This is a genomic window from Pseudomonas sp. Leaf129 (assembly GCF_001423465.1).
In the GTDB taxonomy this organism is placed as follows: domain Bacteria; phylum Pseudomonadota; class Gammaproteobacteria; order Pseudomonadales; family Pseudomonadaceae; genus Aquipseudomonas; species Aquipseudomonas coleopterorum.
On the sequence record NZ_LMOC01000001.1, the window covers coordinates 1,210,428 to 1,233,380 of the forward strand.

Below are 22,953 nucleotides of genomic sequence, written 5' to 3' on the forward strand. Positions count from 1 at the left end.
CTGCAATCGAGGTGCCCTATCAGAGCTTGGCAGTGCCGGTGATCCGCCAGGAACTTCAGGTCAGGCGGGATGGCACTTTGGCATCGATTTTATAGCAAGCCGGGCATGCAGTCAGCAGCCATTCGGTAGATACAAACAGGTTGGCGACGAACGCCGGACCGCACCTTCACTGCGCCTTTCCGTAGTCCTCGTCGGTGACCTGCTCCAGCCACTCCACGACATTGCCGTCCAGCGCCTCGGCAATGGCAATGTGGCTCATGCCGGTATCCGGCGTTGCGCCGTGCCAATGCTTGACCTGGGGAGGAATCCAGACCGTGTCGCCGGGACGAATCGATTGCCGAACCTGACCCTCCTGCTGCACGTAGCCGGCGCCTGCGGTCACGATCAGCGTCTGCCCCAGTGGATGGGTGTGCCAGGCAGTCCGCGCACCCGGCTCAAAGGTCACGGTGGCGCCGCCGATGCGCGCGCCGTCGGTGCCTTTGAACGGCGCATCGACGCGTACCTTCCCGGTAAAGTATTCGACGGGTCCGACGGCGGACGGCTGGGAACCTGCGGGCGTGACGGTGATATTCATGGGCTGAGCTCCTTCACTTTCGAAAGCTGACAAGGACAATGAGAGCGCGGCGATCGCGAGTGTTTTCATCAAGCGTCCTTTTGGGGTTCGTGCAAGGGCTTCCAATCTACCGGTTACCTGCCCGTTCGATTAGTCGTCGCAAGCTGCATGCATAAGTGAACGGGGCTCATCAATGCGGCGAGAAGACGCCCATGGGCTGCTCGCCTTTCTCGCGTTAATCGATAAGCGAGGTTGCAGGCTTCGGCCGCAACAGGTGGTTACGTCGTACCACCTTCAGCAACGCCACCCTGGTCACTCGTAATACCAAGAATTTTCCCAAGACAGAACAAGGCGTGCAGGTGCCGTATCACCTGTAGCGTTTTCAGAAAAATAGCGCCGAAGCCCCGCTGTGGCGCCGAGCTGACTCGGGACTGAGGCTCAAGGCAGCGGTACAGACTGACAACTGTTAGGTCATCTATTGACGGTCTATATGTGAAGGGCTATGTTTCACCTACCTAACACACGTTAGGTAAGAACGTTTTCTCTTCAGGACCCGCCCATGACCACCAAACCGCAGCTCTTTACCTCCCCTTCCGCCTTCCCCAATCCGCAACGGCTGCGGTTGTTCATGCATGAGAAGGGCATCGCCGATCAGTTTGACGAGGTTATCTATGACATGGCCCCGGGTGGGCAGCAGCGCGGCTGGCGCCACCTGAACATGAACCCGTGGGGCGAAACGCCGACGCTGCAACTGGCCGATGGCAGCTACCTGGCCGAAACGGCGGCCATCGCGCGTTATCTGGACCAGACTTATCCAGGCCGCAAGATCATGGGCGACAGCGCGCTGGAACAGGGTCTGGACACTATGTGGGACAACCGCATCTGGGTGCACATCCTCTATCGCATCGTCACCGCGTTCCATGTGTTGCACACCGGTCTGGGGTTCAAACTCGAACTGACCAAGAACGAAGCATGGGGCGAGCATTGCCGCAAAGAAGCGCTGGCCCATGCGGCCCTGGTAAACCGTCATCTGGCCGATGGCCGTGAATGGCTACTGGGCGGCGCCGAGCCCACGTTCGCCGATATCACCTTGGCCACTGCCATCGCTTTCTCCAAGTTCCCGGTCAACGCCACCCCGCTCGACGAGCGTTTCGAACACCTGGACGCCTACTGGCAGCGCTGGCAGCAACGCCCGGCCTTCAAGGCGGCCTACGCGGATCGCAGCAGCGGCATCCCGGAGCTGGACTCGCCTGCTGCGTGAGGTGCCGCAAGGGGTATCGATAACCGCGACCGCCAACCCATGGCGGTCGCGGTGTGAGTCATGCCGGTCCCTTTTGTTTTAAGATGACCGGCTTCCCCGAGAACACGTCCGACGCACACAAGGCACGACAATGAGCATCAACGCCCGCGAGGCCATACTTCTGGCTGCCCGCAACATTGCCCAGTCACAGGGCTACAACGGCCTGAATTACCGCGATTTGGCCAGCGCCGTGGGCATCAAGCCGGCCAGCATCTATTACCACTTCCCCAGCAAGGCCGACCTGGGCATTGCCGTGGCTCGACGGTACTGGGAAGACGGAGCGGCGGCACTTGAAGTCATCTGCGAGCAAACCCCGAACCCTCTGCAGGCACTGCAACGCTTCCCGGAGATCTTTCGGCGCTCGCTCGAGGCGGATAACCGGCTGTGCCTGGGCAGCTTCGTAGGGGCCGAAACCGATAATCTTCCCCCTGCCATGGCCGAGGAGATCCAGGCGTTTGCCCAGGTCAACATTGCCTGGCTGAGCCGTCAGCTAGTCGCTGCACAGGTATGCGAAGCATGCGACAGCGACGCGCGGGCACGGGCCATTTTTTCGGCCGTGGCCGGTGCACAACTCATCGCCCGAAGCCGGGCGGACATCTCGTTGTACGACACGCTGATCGAATCCTATCGAGCCTATGGGCCGTTGCCGGCGTGACGCCGCTATCGACTCAACTCCACGCTGCGGAAATAAAAGTGGTTACTCATCGGCTTTGCCAACTATTTACTAAACGTTGATTGAGCTTTGCGATGAGCGGTCGATACCCCTTGAAGAGGGATACATCCAATCCGAGGGTAACAACGTGTTCAATTCAGCGCTGAAACGTAAGTTGCAATCCCAGGACGCTGAAATCATCAAACACCAAGGATTGGTGAATGCTCTGGACCGCTCGATGGCAATCGTCGAGTTGGGTCTGGATGGCAAAGTCATTCGTGCCAACGATAACTTCTTGAGGATCATGGGCTATCGCGCCGAGCAGATTCTCGGCGTGGCGCATTCGGATCTTTGTCCGACCGCGTTGGTTCGCAGCTCGGCGTATAACGAGTTCTGGGGCCGTCTTCGAGCCGGAGAGTTCGTGTCCGGCACTTTCCAGCGGGTCGGTGCCGACGGGCGAAAAGTGTGGCTGGAAGCCAGTTACAGCCCGGTGCTGGATGAGCAGGGAAAAGTCTGCAAGGTCGTCAAGTTCGCACTGGATGTCACGCAAAAGGTGCTGCAGGATGCCGAGGCCAACAGCAAGCTCAACGCGCTGGATCGGGCAATGGCGGTCATCGAGTTCGACCTCAAAGGTAATATTCTTCAGGCCAATCAGAACTTCCTGAACACCATGGGCTATGCCCAGGCTGACCTGAAAGGAAAACATCACCGAATGTTCTGCGAACCGGATCTGGTCGCCAGTAGCGAATACAGCGAGTTCTGGAAGCGGCTCAATTCCGGTGAGTTTTTCAGCGGGCAGTTCAAGCGCATCGGCAAGCACGGAAGGACGCTGTGGCTTGAAGCGACCTACAACCCCGTCTTCGATGCGGATGGCACGCTGACCAAAATCGTCAAGTTCGCCAGCGACATCACCGAGCGTGTGGAGAAGTTCGAGGAAGACTCGCGCAGCGCGTCACGCGCCTACCATATCTCGGCCGAAACCGAGAAAGTCGCCGAGCAGGGCGCAGAAGTCATTCAGCAAACAGCGGTGGAAATGCGCCTGATTGCCGACCATATCGAGTCCTCTGCGCGCCTCGTGGGCCAACTGGGTGATCGCTCGGAGCAGATCACCGCGATCGTCAACACCATCCGCAGCATCGCTGATCAGACCAACCTGCTGGCCCTCAACGCGGCCATCGAAGCGGCGCGCGCTGGCGACCAGGGTCGCGGCTTTGCCGTGGTGGCCGACGAAGTCAGGCAACTGGCGGGGCGCACCAGTCGGTCGACCAGCGAGATCGCCGAGATGATCGGCAAGATTCTGGCCGAGACCCGGGATGCGGTGACCAGCATCAACTCCACCCACGAAGGCGCGCAACGCGGTGTCTTGCTGGCGGAACAGGCCGGCCTGGTCATTCTGCAGATCCGCACCGGTACCAGTGATGCCGTGGAGGCGGTCAGCATGTTCGCGTCCAAACTGGATGAATCGGAGGTGATTCCAAAGACGGCAGTTGGCTGGATGGGCTGATTCACATAAACACATTCGAATGTGTTAATGTATGGCCACTTTCAGTAGCCCTACGGAATCACCATGACCGACGCCAGCTTGTTCACCCCTCTCCCACTCGGTGGCCTGACGCTCAAGAACCGCATTGCCCTCCCTCCTCTGACGCGGTCCCGGAGCAGCCAGCCGGGCGACGTCCCCAATGCCTTGATGAGCACCTATTACCGGCAGCGCGCCAGTGCAGGGTTCATGATCACCGAAGGCACGCAGATAGAACCACGCGGCCAGGGTTATGCCTGGACGCCTGGCATCTACAGCCAGGAGCAGATTGCCGGCTGGCAACAGGTGACCCGCGCCGTTCATGAAGAAGGCGGTGTGATCTTCTGCCAGCTCTGGCACGTCGGGCGCGTGTCCCATAACAGCCTGCAACCTGACAACCAGCCACCCGTCGCGCCCTCCGCCATTACAGCAACGGCGGTGAAAGTGTTCATCGAGACCGGTCCTGAAACGGGCGAGCTGGCAGACCCCAGCCTGCCTCGCGCACTGTCCACGGCAGAGGTCAAAGCGCTGGTGGAGTTGTACCGCGTGGCCGCCGTGAACGCGAAGGAAGCAGGCTTCGACGGCGTCGAACTGCATTCGGCCAACGGTTACCTGCTCAATCAGTTCCTGTCCGAACACACCAACCAGCGCACCGACGAATACGGCGGCTCTCTGGAAAACCGTCTGCGTTTTCTGCGTGAAGTGACCGAAGCGGTGATCTCCGTGTTCGGCCGCGAGCGTGTCGGCGTGCGTTTCGCGCCGCTTTTCGAAACCACCGAGGAGGCCCGTGTCTACCTGGGCCTGGTGGAAAGCGATCCTCATGCCACCTACGTTCAGGCGGCGGCCATGTTGAATTCGCTGGGGATCGGTTACCTGTCCATTGCCGAAGCCGACTGGGACAACGCTCCGGAGTTGCCTGTGAGCTTCCGCCAGGCACTGCGCGAGACCTTCGACAATCCGATCATGTATTCCGGCTGCTACACCCGGGAGAAAGCCGAACGGGTGCTCGCTGACGGTCATGGCGATCTGTTCGGATTCGGGCGCACGTTCATCGCCAACCCGGATTTGCCGAAGCGCTTCGCGCACGGCGCACCCCTTAATCCGGTCGACCACGCAACGCTTTATGGCGGTGGAGAACGGGGTTACATCGACTATCCGCTCATGACCCCTTAAAATAAATGCTTCCGGGCGGGTTCACCCTCGCCCATCCACAGGGTCAGGCATCCACATGACGGCGTTGAACGAGGCATTGAAAGTTCTATCCAGCCCTACGCGGCGAGCCGTCCTGACCTGGCTCAAGGATCCTCATCGATCGTTCGCAGGCTACAGCCAGCTGTACGATTTCAGTGTGCACGGCGTCTGTGCCAGCCTGATTCAGGACAAGGCCGGGCTGTCGCAGCCGGCCACCTCCATCTGCCTCAAAGCCTTGCTCGACCAAGGTTTCGTCGAAGCCATCAAAGTGGGCAAATGGACCTACTACAAACGCAACGAGGAGCAGATCACGGCGGCGATGGCCGGGTTGCTGACCGATCTGGAAGTCGACATCGCGGATCGATAGCGCACGCTCCGTCATGCCGAGTTCTGGTCCTGCGCTTCGCGCCCTCTTTTGAAATCCATGATCTGGGGCAGGTTGTCCTCGATCCAATCCACCACCGTTTCCAGCTTCGTAGCGGCCTGAGTGCCCAGCGGCGTCAGGCTGTACTCGACGTACGGTGGTACCACCGGCAGCGCCAGACGCTGCACCAGTCCGTCGCCTTCGAGCCGTTGCAGCGTCTGCGCGAGCATCTTCTCGCTGACGCCGCCGATCTTGCGCCGCAGCTCGCTGAAGCGATGGGTGCCTCCCAGCAGCACCACCAGCACCAGCACGCCCCAGCGACTGGTCATGTGCTGGAGGATCTCCCGCGAAGGACAGTCCGCCTGCAACACTTCGCCGCGACGCAGCTTCTCGGCAAACCGGTGCGAATCGCTTTCAGCATGAGACATGGCACTTACCTTTTCGTACGTACTTACTTTTCGTAAGCTTGTATTCTAGCATCGGATTTTCTTCAACGAGAATCGAGGTGCTTTCATGATCGCCATTACCGGTGCAACGGGCCAACTGGGCCGCTTGGTCATCGATGCATTGCTGAAAAATCAGAAACCCGCAGCCCTGATCGCGTTGGTGCGTGACCCGGCCAAGGCGCGTGACCTGGCCGCCAAAGGCATCGACGTGCGGGCAGCGGACTACAACGAACCCGAAACCTTGCACAGCGCGCTGACAGGCGTGGAGCGTCTGTTGCTGATCTCATCCAGTGAAGTCGGGCAACGCCGTGCACAGCACCGCGCCGTCATCGAAGCCGCCCGGTCCGCAGGCGTGAAATTGCTGGCCTACACCAGCCTGCTGCATGCCGACACATCGGCGCTCGGCCTGGCGTCGGAGCATCGTGACACCGAACAGGCACTGGCCGAGTCTGGCCTGCCCCACGTCATCCTGCGCAATGGTTGGTACAACGAGAATTACACTGCCGGCATTGCACCGGCTGTCGAACACGGCGCGATTCTGGGCAGCGCGAGGGATGGTCGAATTTCCTCGGCAGCCCGTGCCGACTACGCCGAGGCCGCAGCGGCGGTGCTGACCCGCGACGACCAGGCCGGCAAGGTCTACGAACTGGCCGGCGACGACAGCTACACCCTGGCCGAGCTGGCTGCCGAAGTGGCGCAACAGTCAGGTAAGGCCGTCGTCTACAACGACCTGCCGCAAGCGCAGTACCAAGAGGCGCTGGTCAGTGTCGGCCTGCCTGTCGAATTAGCGGCGATGCTGGCCGACTCGGACGCCGGCGCAGCCAAAGGTGACCTGTACGACAACAGCCGGCAGTTGAGCCAACTGCTGGGTCACCCGACGACACCGATTGCCCAGTCGGTCAGCGCCGCCCTGAAACACTGATCAACGCTTCAGGGATCGGCAGGGGCAAGGGCGAGCCTGAGGCAGCGCCCCTGCCCGCCTACCTTCAGTGACCGCTGACCACTTGCGCGGAAACCCGACCTCCCCCAGCAAATCCATGCACTCGCGCCTGGTAGGCAATGCCCAGGCCGATGAGCGTCAAGGCCAGCAACACCCAGGGAAACGTACCCACGCCCCAATGGCCCAGCAAGACGCCCCCGAGTAACCCACCACCTGCGATCGCGCTGTTCCAGACCACGACATTCATCGACAGGGCCACATCGGCGCCCCGGCCCGCGGAGTCGGCCAGTGCCGTCTGCAACAGGGTGGCGGCGCCGCCAAACGTCAGCCCCCAGATCGCCACGCCCAGATAAATCGCGATCGCCGAGGTCATGAACAGGCCGAGGAATACCGCAACGGCGGCAAAGCTGGCCAGACTGAACAGGACCGCTGTGCGCAGATGACGATCGACCAGACGCCCCGTCACCCAGATCCCCGCCAGCGCGGCGATGCCGAAGGCCAGCAGGACCAGATCGACATCGTTGGCCAGTCCCGCCTTGGCTACGAAAGGTGCGATGTAGGTGTAGAGGATGTTGTGCGCCAGCATCCAGGTGAACACCACGCCCAGCACCGGCCGCACCCCGGGGGTGAAAAAGACCTCGTGCAACGCCAGCCGCTGGGTCGAGGACTGCCCTGGATAGTCAGGCACCTTGACCAGCACCCAGCCGATCAGCACTAGCGTCAAGACGGACATCAACGCAAACGCCATGCGCCAGCCCATGAAACCGCCCAGCCAGGTACCCAGGGGCACGCCCAGCGACAGGGCAATCGGCGTGCCTATCATCGCCACGGCCAGCGCCCGGCCCTGCAATTGCGGCACGACCATGCGTCGCGCATACCCGGCAATCAAGCTCCAGGCCAGACCCGCCGACACACCCGCAAAGAACCTGGCGACCAAGGTCAGTACGTAATGGGACGACCAGGCCGTGATGGAATTGAACAGCAGAAATCCTGCGATCGTCAGCAGCAGGACGGTTCTGCGCCGCCAACTCTGCGTCGCGATGGTCAACGGGATGGCCGCCAGCAACGATCCCAAGGCATAGACGGTCACCATCTGACCGGCCAACGAGGGCGAAATGCCCAGGCCGCTGCCGATCTGCGGGAGCAGACCAGCGGGCAGCGTCTCGGTGACGATGCAGATGAAACCGGTCATCGCCAGTGCCAGTAAAGCGCCGAGCGGGAGTGTGTCGCGTTGTGTTTCATCCGTGGTCATCCGGTGTGCTCCTATGGATTTATATATCGATCGGTATAAATCTAAAGAAGCTGCTCGTCGTGGTCAACCATTTATGTATCGTTTAGTATCTATGTGCCACCGAAGGAGATACGACATGGCTCAGATGGGACGCCCTCGTACGTTCGACCGCGATGAGGCAATCACTCAGGCGATGCACCTGTTCTGGGAGCATGGCTACGACGCCACCTCGCTCAGCCAGCTCAAGGCCAGCATTGGCGGGGGTATCACCGCGCCCAGTTTCTACGCCGCCTTCGGCTCCAAGCAGGCGCTGTTCCATGAGGTTGTCGAGCGCTATCTCGGCACCCACGGCCGCGTCACGGAAAGTCTGTTCGATCCCGCCCTGCCTCCCAGGACGGCCATCGAACTGACCCTGCGCCGCTCGGCCAGCATGCAGTCCGAGGCCGGTCACCCAACCGGATGTCTGGTCGCGCTGGGTCTGATGAGCGCCTGTTCGGCCGAGAGCAAAATCATCTCCAATCCGTTGGTGAACGCGAGAAATGCCAATCGGGCCGGCCTGCGCACCTGCGTCGAGCGCGGAATCAACACCGGTGAACTCCCGAAAACCGTGATCCCTGAAGTGCTTGCCACCGCGTTCGACAGCTTTCTGCTGGGTTTGTCGACCCTGGCTCGCGACGGTGTGACGGCGGCCACCCTAGACGCAGCCGTCGATCAAATGATGGGACTGTGGGACAGCCTGAGCACAGGTCACACTGCCTGATCGCTGTTCGGGTCAGCCTCGGATAGCGGTGCGATGAACGTCAGCCTCTGTGATTTTCTCTCCACGCCATTACTGAGCGCCATTCACTGCTTCATCCCGCCCATCGACGTTATCGTCACTCGCCTGATGCCTTAACCTTGAAGGGTGTAGGGGATCTGCTTCAGCAGCTGCTGGATTCACCTGCCTCAATCCGACGTGTCCTTTGCGTGGGTCATTGTTGTTCGTGCCGACGGGCATTGCTGAAGGAGAGAGTGATTTGGATCATCTGCAGCCCAAAGACGGCCTCAGGCTGTCTCGCCGACAGGTATTGGTGGGAACGGCAGGCTCGGCCGTGTCGATGGCCCTCTCGGCTGCGCCCGTGAACGCCGTCGAGCCGGGCAAGACGGCCCCGCACGCACCGGCTAGCTCTTCTGTGACCTTCACGTTGAACGGTCGCCGGCAGACCCTTGAGGTGGACAACCGAACCACGTTGCTGGATGTGTTGCGCGAGCGCCTGAAACTCACCGGGACCAAGAAAGGCTGCGACCATGGCCAATGCGGCGCCTGCACCGTGTTGGTGGAGGGACGCCGGATCAATGCATGCCTGAGCCTGGCGGTCATGCATGAAGGCGACAGCATCACCACCATCGAAGGCCTGGGCACGCCGGAGCGTCTGCACCCGATGCAGGCCGCCTTCATCAAGCATGACGGCTATCAATGCGGCTACTGCACGCCTGGACAGATCTGCTCGGCGGTGGCGGTGCTGGCCGAATTGAAGGCCGGCATTCCCAGTCACGTCACCCAGGACCTGATCGCGCCGGTGGTGCAGACCCCAGCCGAACTGCGTGAACGCATGAGCGGCAACATCTGCCGCTGCGGCGCCTACTCCAACATCATCGATGCCATTGCCGAGGTTGCCACGGGGGAAACCGCATGAGGTCATTTACCTACGAACGTGCGACGTCGCCCGAGCACGCCGTCGCGGCAGCAGCGGCCAACCCCGCAGCGCGCTTCATTGCCGGGGGCACCAATCTGCTGGATTTGATGAAGCTGGAGATCGAAACCCCACAGCACCTGATCGACGTCAACGGCCTGGCCTTCGATACCCTCGAGGCCACGCGCGAGGGTGGTTTGCGCATCGGCGCGCTGGTGCGCAACACCGACCTGGCTGCCGCGCCCGAAGTCAGGCGCGACTATGCCGTGCTGTCCAGGGCCCTGGTGTCGGGCGCATCCGGGCAGCTGCGGAACAAGGCGACCACGGCGGGCAATCTGCTGCAGCGAACGCGCTGCTCTTACTTCTACGACACCAACCAGCCCTGCAACAAACGCCGTCCCGGTACCGGTTGCTCAGCGCTGGGCGGCATGAGCCGTCAGCAGGCCGTGATCGGTGTCAGCGATGCCTGCATCGCCAGCCATCCCAGCGACATGGCGGTGGCCATGCAGGCACTGGATGCCGCTGTCGAAACCCTGAACGCCAGCGGCCAGACCCGCACGTTTCCGCTCGCGCAGCTCTACAAGGCGCCCGGCGATACGCCTCACCTGGAGTACACCTTGACCCCGGGCGAATTGATCACGGCGGTCATCCTGCCCAAACCGGCAGGCGGCAGACACATCTACTACAAGGTCCGTGACCGCGCCTCGTACGCCTTTGCCCTGGTCTCGGTGGCGGCAGTGGTGCAGCCGGATCGAACGGGACGGATCGTGCTCGGAGGCGTCGCCTACAAGCCGTGGCACGACGTCGCCGCAGACGCTTTGCTGCCTCAAGGCGCGGCCGCAGTGAGCGCCCGCCTGCTCGGCGACGCCCGCCCCACGGCGCAAAACGCATTCAAGGTGAAACTCGCCGAGCGCACGCTGGGTCTGGCACTGGCTCAAGCGTCGTCGTAACGCCGCCCATTGCATGTCGCGCTAGCCGACCGGCGAACCGAACAGGAAGATTGCCCATGAAATTCGATACGCCCGCGACGACCAATCCGATCGATCAGCTCAATGTCATCGGCCAGCCCAAAGACCGCATCGATGGCAAGCTCAAGACCACCGGCACTGCCACCTACGCCTATGAGCAGAATGCGGCGGTCACCCATCCTGCCTATGGTTATGTGGTCGGGGCGGCGATCAGCAAGGGGCGCATCTCGTCGATCGACTCGGAGCAAGCCAGGCTGGCATCGGGCGTGATCACTATCGTCACTCATGAAAATGCCGGCAAGCTGGACAAGGGCGAGTTCTATGTCAGCCGGGCGCTGGGCGGCCCCCAGGTGGATCACTATCACCAGGCCGTGGCCATCGTGGTGGCCGAAACCTTCGAACAGGCTCGCGCGGCGTCTGCACTGCTGCGCATCTATTACGTTCGGGAGGCTGGACAGTTCGACCTGAAAGCCCAGAAAGACGCGGCGCAAACGCCGCCGCCCGCCGCCTTCGGTCCCCCCGCGCAAACCGACGTCGGCGATTTCGACGGCGCGTTCCAACGCGCGGCGGTGCAACTCGACGAAACCTACAGCACCCCGGATCAAGCTCACGCCATGATGGAACCCCATGCCACCATCGCTCAATGGCAAGGCGATCAGCTGACCCTCTGGACCTCGATCCAGCAGATGAACTGGGGCGTTCGCGACTTGGCCAAGACACTCGGCATCGCCAAGGAGCAGGTCCATTTGATCTCGCCCTACATCGGCGGCGGTTTCGGCGGCAAAGGTACGATCCTGTGCGACGCGGTGCTGGCGTCGCTCGCGGCCAGAGAGGCGCGGCGCCCGGTCAAGGTCGCCCTGCCCCGGCCGCTGATGTTCAACAATCTGACCCACCGCCCGGCCACCCTGCAGCGTATACGCCTCGGTACGGACAGCAATGGCAGCATCACTGCCATAGGTCACGAGAGCTGGTCGGGCAATCTACGCGGAGGCCGTACCGAACCGGCGACGGCGGCGACCCGCTCGCTGTACGCAGGTGCGAATCGTCTGACGCGCCTGAAACTGGCCGTCCTGGATCTGGCCGAGGGCAACGCCATGCGCGCGCCCGGTGAGGCGCCGGGCATGATGGCGCTGGAAATCGCCATGGATGAAATGGCCGCCAAGCTGAACATGGACCCTGTCCGGTTTCGGGTCATGAACGATACGCAGGTCGATCCCGAACAACCCACCCGACCCTTTTCCAAGCGTCAATTGATCGAGTGCCTGACCCTCGGCGCCGAGCGCTTCGGATGGAGCAGACGGCGCCCGGCGCCGGCTCAGGTCCTGGACGACGGCTGGTTCATCGGCATGGGGGTGGCCTCAGCCATCCGGGGCGCGCCGACGAGTAAATCCGCCGCTCGCGTACGAGTCGACCGGCAAGGCCGGGTCACCGTGGAAACCGACATGACGGACATCGGCACCGGCACGTACACCATCATTGCCCAGACCGCCGCTGAAATGATGGGCGTGGATATCGATCACGTCGAGGTCCGTCTCGGTGACTCGCGATTCCCCGAGTCTGCCGGGTCAGGCGGCCAATGGGGGGCGGCCTCCTCCACCGCGGGTGTCTATGCCGCCTGTGTGAAGCTGCGCGAAGCCGTTGCGCAGAAACTCGGCCTGGACCCGGTGACGGCCGAGTTCGTCGACGGCCAGGTGCGCGACGCCGACGCCAGCTTTGCGCTGGCCAGCGCTGCGGCGCACGGCGATATCGAGGCTGAGGATCTGATGGAATATGGCGATCTGGCCAAACGCTTCTCCCAGCAGACGTTCGGTGCGCACTTCGTCGAGGTCGGGGTGAATGCAGCCACCGGCGAGATTCGCATCCGCCGCCAACTGGCGGTGTGCGCCGCCGGCCGTATCTTGAATCCGAAAACGGCACGAAGCCAGATCATCGGCGGCATGACCATGGGCGCCGGCGCCGCCTTGATGGAGGACATGGTGGTGGATCGCCGCCTGGGTTTCTTCGTGAATCACGACCTGGCGGGTTACGAGGTCCCCGTGCACGCCGACATTCCCCATCAGGAGGTCATCTTTCTCGATGAAGTCGACCCGTACGCAACGCCGTTGAAAGCCAAGGGGGTGGGTGAGCTGGGCATCTCCGGTGCGGCCGCCGCCATTGCCAATGCCATCTACAACGCCACTGGGGTGCGGGTTCGGGATTATCCGATCACCCTGGACAAGCTCATCGATCAGTTACCCGCTTCTGTATGATTGCCCTTTCAAGTGCTCCGCTAGCGAGTGATCCATGCAACTGAGTCGTGCGAACCTGGCTGACATCATCTATTTCCTGGCCATTGCCAAGCACCAGAGCTTCAGCCGCGCGAGCGTTGAGGTCGGCATCAGCGCTTCGGCGCTCAGCCATGCCATGAAAGGCCTGGAGGCACGCCTGGGCGTTCGCCTGCTCAATCGCACCACCCGCAGCGTGACCCTTACCGCTGCCGGGGAAGAGCTGCAGGGGCTGGTCAGCCACCCACTGACCGACATCAGCAACGCCCTGGAGACCCTCAACCGGTTGCGCGACGAGCCCGCGGGTCGCATTCGTTTGAACGTCCTCAGCGATGGCGCGAAATTACTGCTTGGCCCTGTCCTGCCGGTGTTCGTGGAGCGCTATCCCGACATCGAAGTGGACCTGACCGTTACCAACCGGATGATCGATGTGATTGGCGAGGGCCACGACGCAGGTATTCGTTTCGGCGGCACGGTGCCCAGCGACATGATCGCGCAGCGACTGTCCCCGGACGTGCGCTGGAGCGTGGTGGGCACACCCGGCTATCTTGAGCGTTTCGGTGTGCCCACCCATCCCGAGCAGTTGAAAGAGCATCGGTGCCTGAAGATCCGCCTCGGCAATGCGCGATTGTATGACTGGGAGTTCGTCAAGGACGGCCAGAAACTCGAGGTGCAGGTACCCGGCGCGATCACCATCGACGAAACCCGCGTCGGCGTTGCATTGGTGACCCGCGGAGCCGGTCTGATGTACGTACCTGAACGTGTCATCGCCCGGTACATCGAGGACGGTACCGTGCAGGAGGTCCTGAAGGACTGGGCCCACACCGATCCCGGCTTCCACATCTACTACTCGAGCTTTCGACAGGTGCCCGTCGGCCTCCGGCTGCTGATCGATCTGATCCGGGAGCTGGAGCCCATGGGACCGCTGCCTTGACGCCAGGATCGTCGGGTGACCGGGCGGAATACGATCTGATTGCGCGCTAAATATATCGACGCTAACTTAGGCTCATTTGCAGTTCAGGATGATTCCATGAGCGTCGACGACAGCCGTCCCATTGCACCCGTCGCAGAGCGCAGCCACCTGTTGCTGGCCAACCAGCTGTGCTTTTCCCTGCACTCCACGTCGCTGATGATGACCAAGGTGTACAAACCGCTGCTTCAGGCCCTCCACCTGACCTATCCTCAGTACCTGGCCATGCTGGTGCTATGGGAGGAGGACGGGCTGACCGTGTCGGACCTCAGCGCCAGGCTGCTCACCGATCCGGGCTCGATGACGCCCCTGCTTAAACGGCTTGAAGCCGAAGGCTTGATCATGCGCACCCGCAGCAGGGACGATGAACGGGTCGTCCGGCTTGTGCTGACCGACGCCGGCAAGGCGCTTCGCCAGAAAGCCGAGAACATCCCGGCCTGCATTCTGGCGGCGTGCGGCATCGCGCAGCAGAAACTGGAAGCCCTGCAAGGGGAGCTTCTGACACTTCGCAGCCAGCTTCAGACGAGCCTGACTCCGCCAGATCAGTAAAAAATCCAGGCGAATCAGAGCGTTGTCGACGCGCATGAAAAACTTCGAAATATTATCTTGCGAACTAAGCATTAGCGCGATAAATTAATTCTAGCTGCCCAGCCCGCACAGGTAAAGCTGGCGGCACCTCAATCCTGTCCTGAAGAGATAAATCCATGAACGTTCTCTATACCGCAACCGCAACTGCCACCGGTGGCCGTGATGGCCGTGCTGTCTCCAGTGACAAGATCCTCGACGTGGCACTGGCAACGCCGAAAGAACTGGGCGGTGCCGGCGGTGCAGCGACCAACCCGGAGCAGCTGTTCGCGGCTGGCTACTCGGCCTGCTTCATCGGCGCCCTGAAATTCGTCGCCGGCCAGACCAAGCGCAGCGTGCCGGCCGACACCTCGATCACGGCCAAAGTGGGCATCGGCCAGATCCCCGGCGGTTTCGGTCTGGACATCGATCTGCACATCCACCTGCCAGGTCTGGAACAGGCCGACGCCGAAGCGCTGGTCGAAGCGGCCCACCAGGTCTGCCCGTACTCCAATGCTACCCGCGGCAACGTCGACGTTCGTCTGCACGTCACTGTCTGATGCACCCCTGCGATCGCTCTGATCGCAATGGCTGGCCCCGCAGTTCGCCTGAACTGTGGGGCCTCCTTACACGCTACTGATGTGATATCGACGACAAGCAAACTTCGCTGTCCTGCCTCCTGCTTGCTGGCCTAGAATGCCGCAATGCCCATCTCCACTGTCTCCCTCGTATTATTCGCCGCCCTGTTGCATGCCGGTTGGAACGCCCTGCTGCGCGGTGGCGCGGATCGGCTGTGGTCGATGACCGTCATGTGCCTGGCCGTGGCCGCGACCTGCATCGTGCTGGCCTTGTTCATGCCTGTCCCCGCCCAGGCAAGCTGGCCCTATGCCGTGCTCTCGGGCGTGCTGCACGTGGGCTACAACCTGTTTCTGGTGCGCAGCTACCGGATGGGCGACCTCGGGCAGACCTATCCGGTTGCCCGCGGCTCGTCGCCGATCCTGATCGCGCTGGGTGCAGCGATATTCGCCGGCGAGCACATCCAGGCCAGTGCCTTGGCCGGCATCTGCCTGGTCTCGGGAGGGATCATTCTGCTGGCCTTCAGCAAGGGCAAACTGGCCGTTCCCAGCTTGCCGTACGCCCTGGGCACCGGCGCGTTCATCGCGGCCTACAGCGTCACCGACGGCATCGGTGCGCGCCTGTCCGGCGCCCCCATGGCCTATACCGTGTGGATGTGTGTGCTGTGGGGGGTGCTGATGCCGATGGTGTATATCGGTCGGCGCGGAGCGCGCAGCCTGTTTGCCTATCGTCCCGGAATGGCGACGGCTGCCGCCGGTGGCCTGGTGTCGCTGCTGGCCTACGGCATCGTCATCCAGGCGATGACCGATGCGCCCATGGGCATGGTCTCGGCGCTGCGCGAGACCAGCGTGCTGTTCGCAGCCTTGATCGGCTGGTTCTTCCTGGGCGAAAGCCTGACCGTGCGCAAGGTGCTGGCGTGTACGATCATCGCCGCAGGCACCATCATCATCGGTTGACCGCCCAGGCTTGGTATCACCCGCTCGCCGCTCCTTGGAACGGCAACAGTTCCACCACCCACTCGATGAACACCCGAAGTTTCAAGCTGATGTGTCGATTGGGCGGATAGGCGATGTACATCGGCATGGACTCCAGTTGCCAGTCCTGGAACAACGCAACGAGCTCGCCGCGCGCCACGGGTGCGCTGGCCATGTACTCCGGCAGCCACAAGACACCCATGCCGGCCAGCCCGGCAGCCAGATAGGCATTGCCGTCGTCGACCGAAAGCACCGCTTGGCCGCGTACGGTCACGCGCTCGCCGTCACGCTGCAGGGTGTAGGCCAGCGCCCTGCCCGTCCGCGCCCAGAGAAAGCCGATCACGCGGTGATCGGACGCTTCCAGATCGCCGGGATGCTGGGGCGTGCCGAGTCGGCGCAAATAGCCGGGCGCTGCATAGACCCCCAGTTGCAGGTCGCCCAGGCGGCGCGCCATCAGCGATTGATCGGTCAGTTCACCACCGCGCACGACACAGTCCACGTTCTCGCCGATGATGTCGACCATACGGTCGCTGACGCCCATGTCGATCTGGATATCCGGGTAGCGGCGATGAAACTCGGGCAGGGCCGGCATCAGCACATGGCTGGCGAAGGGACTGGGCACGTCGACCCGCAGCCTGCCACGCGGCACGGTGGCGGCACTGGACAGACCGGTCTCGGCGTCGTCCAGATCGGCCAGCAGACGCACCACCCTGTCGTAGTAGGCGGCGCCGTCGGCGGTGACGTTGACCCGGCGCGTGGTGCGGTTGAGCAGCTTCACCCGCAGACGCGCTTCGAGCTGCTGCACCAGCTGGGTCACCGTGGTCTTGCTCATGTGCAGGGTGTGCGCCGCCTGGGTGAAACTGCCCGTCTCCACCACTCGCGCGAAGGCCTGCATGGCATCGAAACGGTCCATCGGTACCTCGTTGTCAGGAGCCATTGTTTGGGAAACGCAAACAGTCCTGGTCAGACTTGCTCGTTTATCCCGCCGGGGCAAGCCTCTACTGTTTCCCTTCGATAGATAACGGGTCGCCCGGCCCGCTTACGGAGGCAATCCCATGACTCAACGTGACGTCGTTTTTCCAATCGGCCGCCAGGCCCTTTATGAACGCAACCGCTATTCACCCGCCGTTCGCAGCAATGGCCTGCTGTTCGTGTCCGGCCAGGTCGGCAGCCGCGAGGACGGCTCACCCGAGCCGGACCTGCGAGACCAGGTACGCCTGGCCTTCCAGAACCTCAACGCCGTGCTGCACGCGGCGCAGTGCACCTTCGACGATGTGGTGGACGTGACGGTGTTCATCGTCGACCCGCAGTCCCGGTTCGAAACCATCTGGGAAGTGGTGCCTGAATACTGGGGCCAGGCGCCTTTCCCGAACATCACCTGCGTGGGGGTGACGTGGTTGTATGGCTTCGATTTCGAGATCAAGGTGATAGCGAAGCTGCCTGAGGTTTGAAGGGTCCAAGGCGACAAGCGTGCGTTGTATCGGCGTCATGGCGGATAACGATGGAAACCAAGACTCAAGACGTTCAGAAGAGTCCAACGTCATGCCTATGAGGTATGCATGTCATCGGGTCTGGATGAAGTTTGCGCGAGATAGTTTCGAATGTATTCGAGTACCTGATTCGCACCCGAGTGAGAGTCGATCATATCGATCGGGCGTTGATCGCCCAGATAGGGGTTCACTTGCTCCATCCATTTGAATACGGCTGCCTTGCTTCCGCGTACAGGGGCAGCCAACTCCAGAATCGCTTTGAGCAACTTAGGTTGGGCATACCAGGATTCAGGCTTTATGGTCGCCTTTCTCCCCGGAATGACACGGGGTAATTGGCAAGTTGCCAGCTCTTGAGGATTGGTATGCTCCCGTTTCCAGTGGGCAAGCTTCACCAGATCGGTATTGGGAGGGCGGCGCTGGTCGATGGTTGGTACGACTACACCGATCAGCACGGTGGTATGGGCTCTGATCATTTGCAGCGCTGGAGCGATATCGGTGTCGTTGGTGACGATGACGGCGTGGTCAATCTGGCCAGTAATGGCGTCATGATAGGCTTGCAGAGCGAGGTTCACGTCACTTTGCTTTTCTTCGACTTTCCAGGCCTGTACCTCCCGGCACTCGCGTGGAGCACGGTTCGGGCAATCAGGATCGACGACCTTCACCTTCATCTTGTTGACCGCGTAGTAACCTTCGACCAACTCGACACGCGTTTCATATAGCTTTCTCAACGCAGTGTGATAACGCGCTTGCGACGAAACGGAATCGGCCGCGCGAGCGACTGACTCGACGATTTTCGCGGTAAAGAACTTTATCGAAGGGGATTCAAGCAGGATCGATTGTCTGATCCGGCCCTCTTCATCCTTCACCAGTGCTGACGGGAGGATATGTCTTTCAAAGAGAGGCAGCAGATCCAGCCACTTGTAAGGGGTGCCCCTCAGACATCCGTAGTAAAAGTTGTATCCATCAATGTAAATGCGAGTGCGCAGAGGCTCCGGCTGGGGCGGTAGCTGCATTTGCCATACTCCAGAAACGAAAAAACCGGCTCGCGCCGGCTTTTTCCTCCTCCAACCAGATGGCCAAACCACGCCAGTCACGAGGATTAGTTGTTGGAAGCGATTATCGGCCAGTACCGAATGTGATGCAAGCCAATCGAGCAAACCGTTCCCCTATCACCCGCGCCGGATGGATGAATCCGAAACATCGGTACAACCCTCTTTGGACCTACTCCCCCGCCCGCGCCGCAGCCATCTGGTCGTTGAAGTTCGTGAAGAGCTGTCCATAGCCGCCATTGGCTTCGGCGAAACGCAACGGCTTGACCCGCTCGACGAGAATTTCCTCGGCATCCGGCGAGCGTTCGAAAATCGCCATGACTTCGTCGATGAACTCCGCCAGCGGCATCGCGTGGGGGTCGTTGGCTTGGCGCTGGCCCATCAGTTCGGTCTGGACGTACGGCGGCACCAGTTCGTGGACCTTCACGGCGGTGTCCTTGAGTTGGTAGCGCAGCGACTGACTGTAGGAATGGACCGCCGCCTTGGTTGCGCAGTAGCTTGGGGTCAGGGCCAACGGAACGAACGCCAGCCCGGAGGAAACGGTCACGATAGCCGCGTGGGGTCGAGTGAGAAAGTGCGGCAGCAGCAGGCCATCCAGGTGAATGGGGCCCAACAGGTTGGTAGCGACCGTGGCTTCAAGTTCGGTAGCGCCTGCCTGCAATGACTCGCCGCGCATGATGCCGGCCGAGTGAATGACCGTGTTGAGGCCCGGGTGGCGTTCGATCAGTTGTTCGACGACTCGTTGCCGGTCCTGCGCATCGCTGGTGTCGAGTACGGTGTAGTGCAAGCCCGGATTGGCCGCGACTACCTGTTTGAGCAGCGCTTCTCGGCGTCCTGCGATGATTACCTCGTTGCCTCGGGCCAGAAAGGCTTCGGCCAAAGCGCGACCGATGCCGCTGCCGCCACCGGTGATCAGGATCGTGTTGCCCGTGGTTTGCATGGGAGTCTCCAGTGAGATGGGGAAGTCATTGCGCTTGAGTCTGGTCTACCATAGGACGCGCGGGAGCAAGGCGCCAGCTGCCCCGCATCTCCGTTCATTCGTTTGCCTTGCGAGCCACTCATGCAGATCGTCCTCATCGTCAACGGCCAAAGGTTGCAACCTCCTCATCAGACGGAGCATGCAGTGCCATGGTGGAGCTTCACCAAGACGGTGCTGGCGGCCACGGCGCTGGCTCTGGTGCGTGACGGACGGCTGCGTCTGGACGACCCGCTCGCCGGCGCCCGCTACACCTTGCGCCAACTGCTGCGGCACGAGGCAGGGCTCGCAGACTACGGCGAGCTCGCCGACTACCACGCCGCCGTCGCGCGTCACGAGACTGCGTGGCCAGCGCAGGAAATGCTCGAACGATTGCAGGCCGAGCGTCTGCGGTACACCCCTGGCGAAGGCTGGCGCTATTCGAACGTCGGCTACTGGCAGGTGGCCCGGCTGATAGAGCGCACCAGCGACCTGTCGCTGGCCGACGCCGTCCGCACGCGCGTGCTGCAGCCGCTGAACATCGCTGACACGGTACGTTTCGCGACGTCCAGGGTAGAGCTCGGGCAATCCTGCGCCAGCCTTGCCCGCTATGATCCGGGCTGGGTGTATCACGGCTTGCTGATCGGCCCGCTGTCGCAGGCGGCGCTGCTGGTCGATGGTCTGCTGGGGGGTGATCTGCTGCCCGCCGGGTTGCTCCAGACCATGCAGGACACCACGACACTGGGCGGGCCGATACCCGGTCGACCGTGGCTGGCGCCAGGCTATGCGCTGGGGCTGATGCGTGGGCCCGTGGCTGGGGGCCTGGTATTGGCGGGACACACCGGATGCGGGCCCGGCAGCGTCCTCGCGGTGTACAGGGACGTCATGGACAATCGATCGGTGAGCTGTGCTGCTTTTGCCGAGGCCGCAGGCGAAGGTGAGGTCGAGGCCGCCGTGGTCGAGCAGATACGCCAGCATGTCTCAGGGTGATGCACCACGGCAGTCTCTTCACGGTCATCAAGCGCTCCGGCGAGAGGGTGAACCCTGGTCACCAGTCCGCAGATACCGTCATCGATGCAGCCGCGCCGCTCAGTCGAGTCCCGGCGGCAGCGGATGAAGGTCCCGATTGCGCCCCGCCTTCGCCACCTGCCCCGGCATCTCATGCCCCAACAGTGCCGGCAAGGTGCGGGACAGCTCGAGCAGACGGGGCAGATCGATGCCAGTGGGAATGCCCATTTCCTCGCACAGGTTCACCAAGTCCTCAGTGCAGATGTTGCCCGACGCGCCGGGTGCGAACGGGCATCCGCCCAAGCCACCCAGCGATGCATCGAAGCGCCGGGCACCGGCTTCATAGGCTGCCAGCACGTTGCTCAGCCCCAGCCCGCGGGTGTTGTGAAAGTGCAGCGTCAGCGCATCGGCGGGCAGTTGTTCCAACACCCGCCGGACCAGTCCATATACTTGGCGCGGATTGGCCATGCCGGTGGTGTCGGCCAAGGTTACGCCTTGCAGGCCCAACTGCTGGTAGGCATCGACCAGGCCCATCACAACCTTTTCATCGATGCGCCCTTCGAACGGACAGCCGAAGGTCGTGGCAACGGTGCCGTTAAGGCTGACCGACGTGCCGCGAGCCAGCTCGATCACCTCGGCGAAGCCCGCCAGGGACTGCTCCCGACTCATGCGCATGTTGGCGAGGTTATGGCTCTGGCTGGCCGACAACACCAGGTTGAGCTCGTCGGCCTTGGCTGCGAGGGCACGCTGCGCACCCTTGAGGTTCGGGATCAATGCCACGTAGGTGACGCCCGGCTGGCGTACGATGCCGCCAAACACCTGCTCACCATCGCGCAAGGCTGGCACGGCCTTGGGCGAAACGAAGGAGCCAGCCTCTATACGGCTGAAGCCGGCGAGCGAGAGCTGGTCGATCAAGGCGATCTTGTCTTCGGTGGCGACCCACATCGGTTCGATCTGCAGGCCGTCACGCGGCGCCACCTCCTGAACGATGAGACGTTGCGAGTAATCGCTGATCATTGCACGATGCCCTCATCCTTCAGGCGCTGGATCGCGCGCTCGCTCAAACCCAGCTCGGTCAGTACGGCCTGGGTGTGTTGGCCCAGGCTCGGCCCTTGCCAGTTGATCACCCCGGGAGTTTCGGACAGTTTGGGCACCACGCCGGGCATTTTCGTTTCCACCCCACCGGGCAGTTGCGCGTCGAGAATCATGCCCCGTGCCTGATAGTGCGGGTCGGCGACGATGTCGGCGACCGAGTAGATGCGCCCGGCAGGCACCTCTGCCGCTTCCAGCACGCGCAGCACTTCATCGATGGGACGCTGAGTGCTCCACGCGCTGATGGCACCATCGAGCAGATCGCTCTGCGCGGCGCGGCCGTCGTTGTGGGCAAACGCAGGGTCGTCGCCCAGATCGCCTCGACCGATGGCGGTCATCAGGCGCTTGAAAATAGGATCGCTGTTGCCCGCAATCACGACATACCCGCCATCGGCGGTCGGGTAGGTGTTGGACGGCGCGATACCGGGCAACGCGCCACCGCTGCGCTCGCGCACGTGGCCGAGCATGGCGTATTCCGGTACCAGGCTTTCCATGACATTGAAGACGCTTTCGGCCAGCGACACATCGACCACCTGGCCGTCACCCTGGCCGGTCTTGACCCGCAGCAACGACATCAGCGCGCCCATCACCGCATGCATGGACGCCAGCGAGTCGCCCAGGCTGACACCCACTCGCGCCGGCGGTGAGTCCGGATTCCCTGTGGTGTAGCGAATACCGCCCATGGCCTCGCCGATCGCGCCGAAACCCGGCCGATCACGATACGGGCCGGACTGGCCATAGCCGGAAATACGCACCAGGGTCAGCTTGGGATTGAGCGCATGCAGCACGTCCCAGCCCAGGCCCAACTTTTCCAGAGCGCCGGGGCGCAGGTTCTCGATCAGCACATCGGCGCTTTCGGCCAGTTGCTTGACGATCTCGATACCCTCGGCGGACTTGAGGTTCAGTGCCAGGGATTTCTTGTTGCGCGATTGCAGGTACCACCACAACGAGGTGCCTTCGTGGAGTTTACGCCACTTGCGAAGGGGATCACCCTGCCCCAGGGTTTCGATCTTGATCACCTCGGCACCGAACTCGCCGAGCAGACGCGCAGCGAACGGTGCAGCGATGAGGGTTCCGATTTCGATGACGCGGATTCCGCTCAGAGCAGTCATGGGGGCAGCCTCGATATGCCTTGGAATTTGCACCAAGACTAGAGGCATACCCCCGGCAATTA

General features: G+C 62.2%; 23 protein-coding genes and 2 pseudogenes. 17 read left to right on the plus strand and 8 right to left on the minus strand.

Going from position 1 to position 22,953, the window contains the following annotated elements:
• Positions 1 to 166: 166 nt before the first annotated feature.
• Positions 167 to 643 carry a (R)-mandelonitrile lyase gene (locus tag ASF66_RS05195; protein WP_056842997.1) on the minus strand — a complete coding sequence of 159 codons (477 nt, stop codon included), beginning with the start codon at positions 641 to 643 and terminating at the stop codon, positions 167 to 169.
• Positions 644 to 1,112: 469 nt separating this feature from the next.
• Here ASF66_RS05195 and ASF66_RS05200 point away from each other — a divergent pair, with 469 nt between their 5' ends.
• From ASF66_RS05200 to ASF66_RS05220, 6 genes and pseudogenes are all read left to right on the plus strand, one after another.
• The gene (locus ASF66_RS05200; protein ID WP_056842998.1) at positions 1,113 to 1,814 is read left to right on the plus strand and encodes a glutathione S-transferase family protein; all 702 of its coding nucleotides are present in this window, start codon (positions 1,113 to 1,115) and stop codon (positions 1,812 to 1,814) included.
• Positions 1,815 to 1,944: 130 nt separating this feature from the next.
• Positions 1,945 to 2,508 carry a TetR/AcrR family transcriptional regulator gene (locus ASF66_RS05205; protein WP_056842999.1) on the plus strand — a complete coding sequence of 188 codons (564 nt, stop codon included), beginning with the start codon at positions 1,945 to 1,947 and terminating at the stop codon, positions 2,506 to 2,508.
• A gap of 235 nt (positions 2,509 to 2,743) precedes the next feature.
• A pseudogene (locus tag ASF66_RS23155) lies at positions 2,744 to 3,421 on the plus strand (PAS domain-containing protein); the annotation flags it as partial.
• A gap of 114 nt (positions 3,422 to 3,535) precedes the next feature.
• Positions 3,536 to 4,009 (plus strand): annotated as a pseudogene (locus tag ASF66_RS23160) (methyl-accepting chemotaxis protein); the annotation flags it as partial.
• 63 nt (positions 4,010 to 4,072) lie between these two features.
• Positions 4,073 to 5,197: an alkene reductase gene (locus ASF66_RS05215; RefSeq protein ID WP_056843001.1), complete on the plus strand. Its 1,125-nt coding sequence runs from the start codon at positions 4,073 to 4,075 to the stop codon at positions 5,195 to 5,197.
• 55 nt (positions 5,198 to 5,252) lie between these two features.
• Positions 5,253 to 5,582 carry an ArsR/SmtB family transcription factor gene (locus ASF66_RS05220; RefSeq protein ID WP_056843002.1) on the plus strand — a complete coding sequence of 110 codons (330 nt, stop codon included), beginning with the start codon at positions 5,253 to 5,255 and terminating at the stop codon, positions 5,580 to 5,582.
• 11 nt (positions 5,583 to 5,593) lie between these two features.
• Here the strand turns inward: ASF66_RS05220 and ASF66_RS05225 are convergent, their stop codons facing one another.
• Positions 5,594 to 6,007, minus strand: a complete 414-nt coding sequence (locus tag ASF66_RS05225; protein WP_056843003.1) for a winged helix-turn-helix transcriptional regulator — start codon at positions 6,005 to 6,007, stop codon at positions 5,594 to 5,596.
• Positions 6,008 to 6,092: 85 nt separating this feature from the next.
• Here ASF66_RS05225 and ASF66_RS05230 point away from each other — a divergent pair, with 85 nt between their 5' ends.
• A complete protein-coding gene (locus tag ASF66_RS05230; RefSeq protein ID WP_056843004.1) occupies positions 6,093 to 6,947 on the plus strand; it encodes an SDR family oxidoreductase in 855 nt (284 codons plus the stop codon).
• A 64-nt stretch (positions 6,948 to 7,011) separates the two neighbouring features.
• Here ASF66_RS05230 and ASF66_RS05235 read toward each other — a convergent pair whose 3' ends face one another.
• Positions 7,012 to 8,217, minus strand: a complete 1,206-nt coding sequence (locus ASF66_RS05235) for an MFS transporter (RefSeq protein ID WP_056843005.1) — start codon at positions 8,215 to 8,217, stop codon at positions 7,012 to 7,014.
• A 115-nt stretch (positions 8,218 to 8,332) separates the two neighbouring features.
• Here ASF66_RS05235 and ASF66_RS05240 point away from each other — a divergent pair, with 115 nt between their 5' ends.
• From ASF66_RS05240 to ASF66_RS05275, 8 genes are all read left to right on the plus strand, one after another.
• A complete protein-coding gene (locus ASF66_RS05240) occupies positions 8,333 to 8,956 on the plus strand; it encodes a TetR/AcrR family transcriptional regulator (protein ID WP_056843006.1) in 624 nt (207 codons plus the stop codon).
• 265 nt (positions 8,957 to 9,221) lie between these two features.
• Positions 9,222 to 9,872 carry an aldehyde dehydrogenase iron-sulfur subunit PaoA gene (gene paoA, locus ASF66_RS05245; RefSeq protein WP_082484573.1) on the plus strand — a complete coding sequence of 217 codons (651 nt, stop codon included), beginning with the start codon at positions 9,222 to 9,224 and terminating at the stop codon, positions 9,870 to 9,872.
• Positions 9,869 to 10,819 (plus strand): FAD binding domain-containing protein, encoded by a 951-nt coding sequence (locus ASF66_RS05250; protein WP_056843008.1) that lies wholly within the window; start codon positions 9,869 to 9,871, stop codon positions 10,817 to 10,819. The genes paoA and ASF66_RS05250 overlap by 4 nt, the downstream gene beginning before the upstream one ends.
• A 56-nt stretch (positions 10,820 to 10,875) precedes the next feature.
• The gene (gene paoC / locus ASF66_RS05255) at positions 10,876 to 13,086 is read left to right on the plus strand and encodes an aldehyde oxidoreductase molybdenum-binding subunit PaoC (protein WP_056843009.1); all 2,211 of its coding nucleotides are present in this window, start codon (positions 10,876 to 10,878) and stop codon (positions 13,084 to 13,086) included.
• A 34-nt stretch (positions 13,087 to 13,120) separates the two neighbouring features.
• The gene (locus tag ASF66_RS05260) at positions 13,121 to 14,035 is read left to right on the plus strand and encodes a LysR family transcriptional regulator (protein WP_056843010.1); all 915 of its coding nucleotides are present in this window, start codon (positions 13,121 to 13,123) and stop codon (positions 14,033 to 14,035) included.
• A gap of 96 nt (positions 14,036 to 14,131) precedes the next feature.
• A complete protein-coding gene (locus tag ASF66_RS05265) occupies positions 14,132 to 14,620 on the plus strand; it encodes a MarR family winged helix-turn-helix transcriptional regulator (protein WP_056843011.1) in 489 nt (162 codons plus the stop codon).
• A gap of 155 nt (positions 14,621 to 14,775) precedes the next feature.
• Positions 14,776 to 15,195, plus strand: a complete 420-nt coding sequence (locus ASF66_RS05270) for an organic hydroperoxide resistance protein (RefSeq protein ID WP_056843012.1) — start codon at positions 14,776 to 14,778, stop codon at positions 15,193 to 15,195.
• Between the two features lie 144 nt (positions 15,196 to 15,339).
• On the plus strand, positions 15,340 to 16,167 hold the full coding sequence (locus tag ASF66_RS05275; RefSeq protein WP_056843013.1) for an EamA family transporter: 828 nt from the start codon (positions 15,340 to 15,342) through the stop codon (positions 16,165 to 16,167).
• A gap of 16 nt (positions 16,168 to 16,183) precedes the next feature.
• On the opposite strand, the gene ASF66_RS05280 is transcribed toward ASF66_RS05275, so the two are convergent.
• A complete protein-coding gene (locus ASF66_RS05280) occupies positions 16,184 to 17,098 on the minus strand; it encodes a LysR family transcriptional regulator (protein ID WP_056843014.1) in 915 nt (304 codons plus the stop codon).
• A 142-nt stretch (positions 17,099 to 17,240) separates the two neighbouring features.
• Between ASF66_RS05280 and ASF66_RS05285 the strand changes: the two genes are divergently transcribed.
• Entirely contained in the window at positions 17,241 to 17,636 is a 396-nt protein-coding gene (locus ASF66_RS05285) for a RidA family protein (protein ID WP_056843015.1), read from the plus strand.
• A gap of 95 nt (positions 17,637 to 17,731) precedes the next feature.
• Here ASF66_RS05285 and ASF66_RS05290 read toward each other — a convergent pair whose 3' ends face one another.
• Together ASF66_RS05290 and ASF66_RS05295 are read right to left on the minus strand one after the other, a co-directional pair.
• Positions 17,732 to 18,688, minus strand: a complete 957-nt coding sequence (locus ASF66_RS05290) for an antitoxin Xre/MbcA/ParS toxin-binding domain-containing protein (protein ID WP_056843016.1) — start codon at positions 18,686 to 18,688, stop codon at positions 17,732 to 17,734.
• 208 nt (positions 18,689 to 18,896) lie between these two features.
• Complete coding sequence (locus ASF66_RS05295; RefSeq protein ID WP_056843017.1) at positions 18,897 to 19,664, minus strand: SDR family oxidoreductase; 768 nt, start codon at positions 19,662 to 19,664, stop codon at positions 18,897 to 18,899.
• 120 nt (positions 19,665 to 19,784) lie between these two features.
• Between ASF66_RS05295 and ASF66_RS05300 the strand changes: the two genes are divergently transcribed.
• The gene (locus ASF66_RS05300) at positions 19,785 to 20,669 is read left to right on the plus strand and encodes a serine hydrolase domain-containing protein (RefSeq protein WP_056843018.1); all 885 of its coding nucleotides are present in this window, start codon (positions 19,785 to 19,787) and stop codon (positions 20,667 to 20,669) included.
• 99 nt (positions 20,670 to 20,768) lie between these two features.
• On the opposite strand, the gene ASF66_RS05305 is transcribed toward ASF66_RS05300, so the two are convergent.
• Together ASF66_RS05305 and ASF66_RS05310 are read right to left on the minus strand one after the other, a co-directional pair.
• The gene (locus tag ASF66_RS05305; RefSeq protein WP_056843019.1) at positions 20,769 to 21,704 is read right to left on the minus strand and encodes a hydroxymethylglutaryl-CoA lyase; all 936 of its coding nucleotides are present in this window, start codon (positions 21,702 to 21,704) and stop codon (positions 20,769 to 20,771) included.
• Positions 21,701 to 22,891, minus strand: coding sequence for a CaiB/BaiF CoA transferase family protein (locus ASF66_RS05310; RefSeq protein ID WP_056843020.1), 1,191 nt, complete (start codon positions 22,889 to 22,891; stop codon positions 21,701 to 21,703). The genes ASF66_RS05305 and ASF66_RS05310 overlap by 4 nt, the downstream gene beginning before the upstream one ends.
• Positions 22,892 to 22,953 lie beyond the last annotated feature (62 nt).

Excerpts from the sequence above, each read along its gene's own strand:
- ASF66_RS05195 (WP_056842997.1), bottom strand. The coding sequence starts at position 643 with ATGAAAACACTCGCGATCGCCGCGCTCTCATTGTCCTTGTCAGCTTTC.
- ASF66_RS05200 (WP_056842998.1), top strand. The coding sequence starts at position 1,113 with ATGACCACCAAACCGCAGCTCTTTACCTCCCCTTCCGCCTTCCCCAAT.
- ASF66_RS05205 (WP_056842999.1), top strand. The coding sequence starts at position 1,945 with ATGAGCATCAACGCCCGCGAGGCCATACTTCTGGCTGCCCGCAACATT.
- ASF66_RS05215 (WP_056843001.1), top strand. The coding sequence starts at position 4,073 with ATGACCGACGCCAGCTTGTTCACCCCTCTCCCACTCGGTGGCCTGACG.
- ASF66_RS05220 (WP_056843002.1), top strand. The coding sequence starts at position 5,253 with ATGACGGCGTTGAACGAGGCATTGAAAGTTCTATCCAGCCCTACGCGG.
- ASF66_RS05225 (WP_056843003.1), bottom strand. The coding sequence starts at position 6,007 with ATGTCTCATGCTGAAAGCGATTCGCACCGGTTTGCCGAGAAGCTGCGT.
- ASF66_RS05230 (WP_056843004.1), top strand. The coding sequence starts at position 6,093 with ATGATCGCCATTACCGGTGCAACGGGCCAACTGGGCCGCTTGGTCATC.
- ASF66_RS05235 (WP_056843005.1), bottom strand. The coding sequence starts at position 8,217 with ATGACCACGGATGAAACACAACGCGACACACTCCCGCTCGGCGCTTTA.
- ASF66_RS05240 (WP_056843006.1), top strand. The coding sequence starts at position 8,333 with ATGGCTCAGATGGGACGCCCTCGTACGTTCGACCGCGATGAGGCAATC.
- ASF66_RS05250 (WP_056843008.1), top strand. The coding sequence starts at position 9,869 with ATGAGGTCATTTACCTACGAACGTGCGACGTCGCCCGAGCACGCCGTC.
- paoC (WP_056843009.1), top strand. The coding sequence starts at position 10,876 with ATGAAATTCGATACGCCCGCGACGACCAATCCGATCGATCAGCTCAAT.
- ASF66_RS05260 (WP_056843010.1), top strand. The coding sequence starts at position 13,121 with ATGCAACTGAGTCGTGCGAACCTGGCTGACATCATCTATTTCCTGGCC.
- ASF66_RS05265 (WP_056843011.1), top strand. The coding sequence starts at position 14,132 with ATGAGCGTCGACGACAGCCGTCCCATTGCACCCGTCGCAGAGCGCAGC.
- ASF66_RS05270 (WP_056843012.1), top strand. The coding sequence starts at position 14,776 with ATGAACGTTCTCTATACCGCAACCGCAACTGCCACCGGTGGCCGTGAT.
- ASF66_RS05275 (WP_056843013.1), top strand. The coding sequence starts at position 15,340 with ATGCCCATCTCCACTGTCTCCCTCGTATTATTCGCCGCCCTGTTGCAT.
- ASF66_RS05280 (WP_056843014.1), bottom strand. The coding sequence starts at position 17,098 with ATGGACCGTTTCGATGCCATGCAGGCCTTCGCGCGAGTGGTGGAGACG.
- ASF66_RS05285 (WP_056843015.1), top strand. The coding sequence starts at position 17,241 with ATGACTCAACGTGACGTCGTTTTTCCAATCGGCCGCCAGGCCCTTTAT.
- ASF66_RS05290 (WP_056843016.1), bottom strand. The coding sequence starts at position 18,688 with ATGCAGCTACCGCCCCAGCCGGAGCCTCTGCGCACTCGCATTTACATT.
- ASF66_RS05295 (WP_056843017.1), bottom strand. The coding sequence starts at position 19,664 with ATGCAAACCACGGGCAACACGATCCTGATCACCGGTGGCGGCAGCGGC.
- ASF66_RS05300 (WP_056843018.1), top strand. The coding sequence starts at position 19,785 with ATGCAGATCGTCCTCATCGTCAACGGCCAAAGGTTGCAACCTCCTCAT.
- ASF66_RS05305 (WP_056843019.1), bottom strand. The coding sequence starts at position 21,704 with ATGATCAGCGATTACTCGCAACGTCTCATCGTTCAGGAGGTGGCGCCG.
- ASF66_RS05310 (WP_056843020.1), bottom strand. The coding sequence starts at position 22,891 with ATGACTGCTCTGAGCGGAATCCGCGTCATCGAAATCGGAACCCTCATC.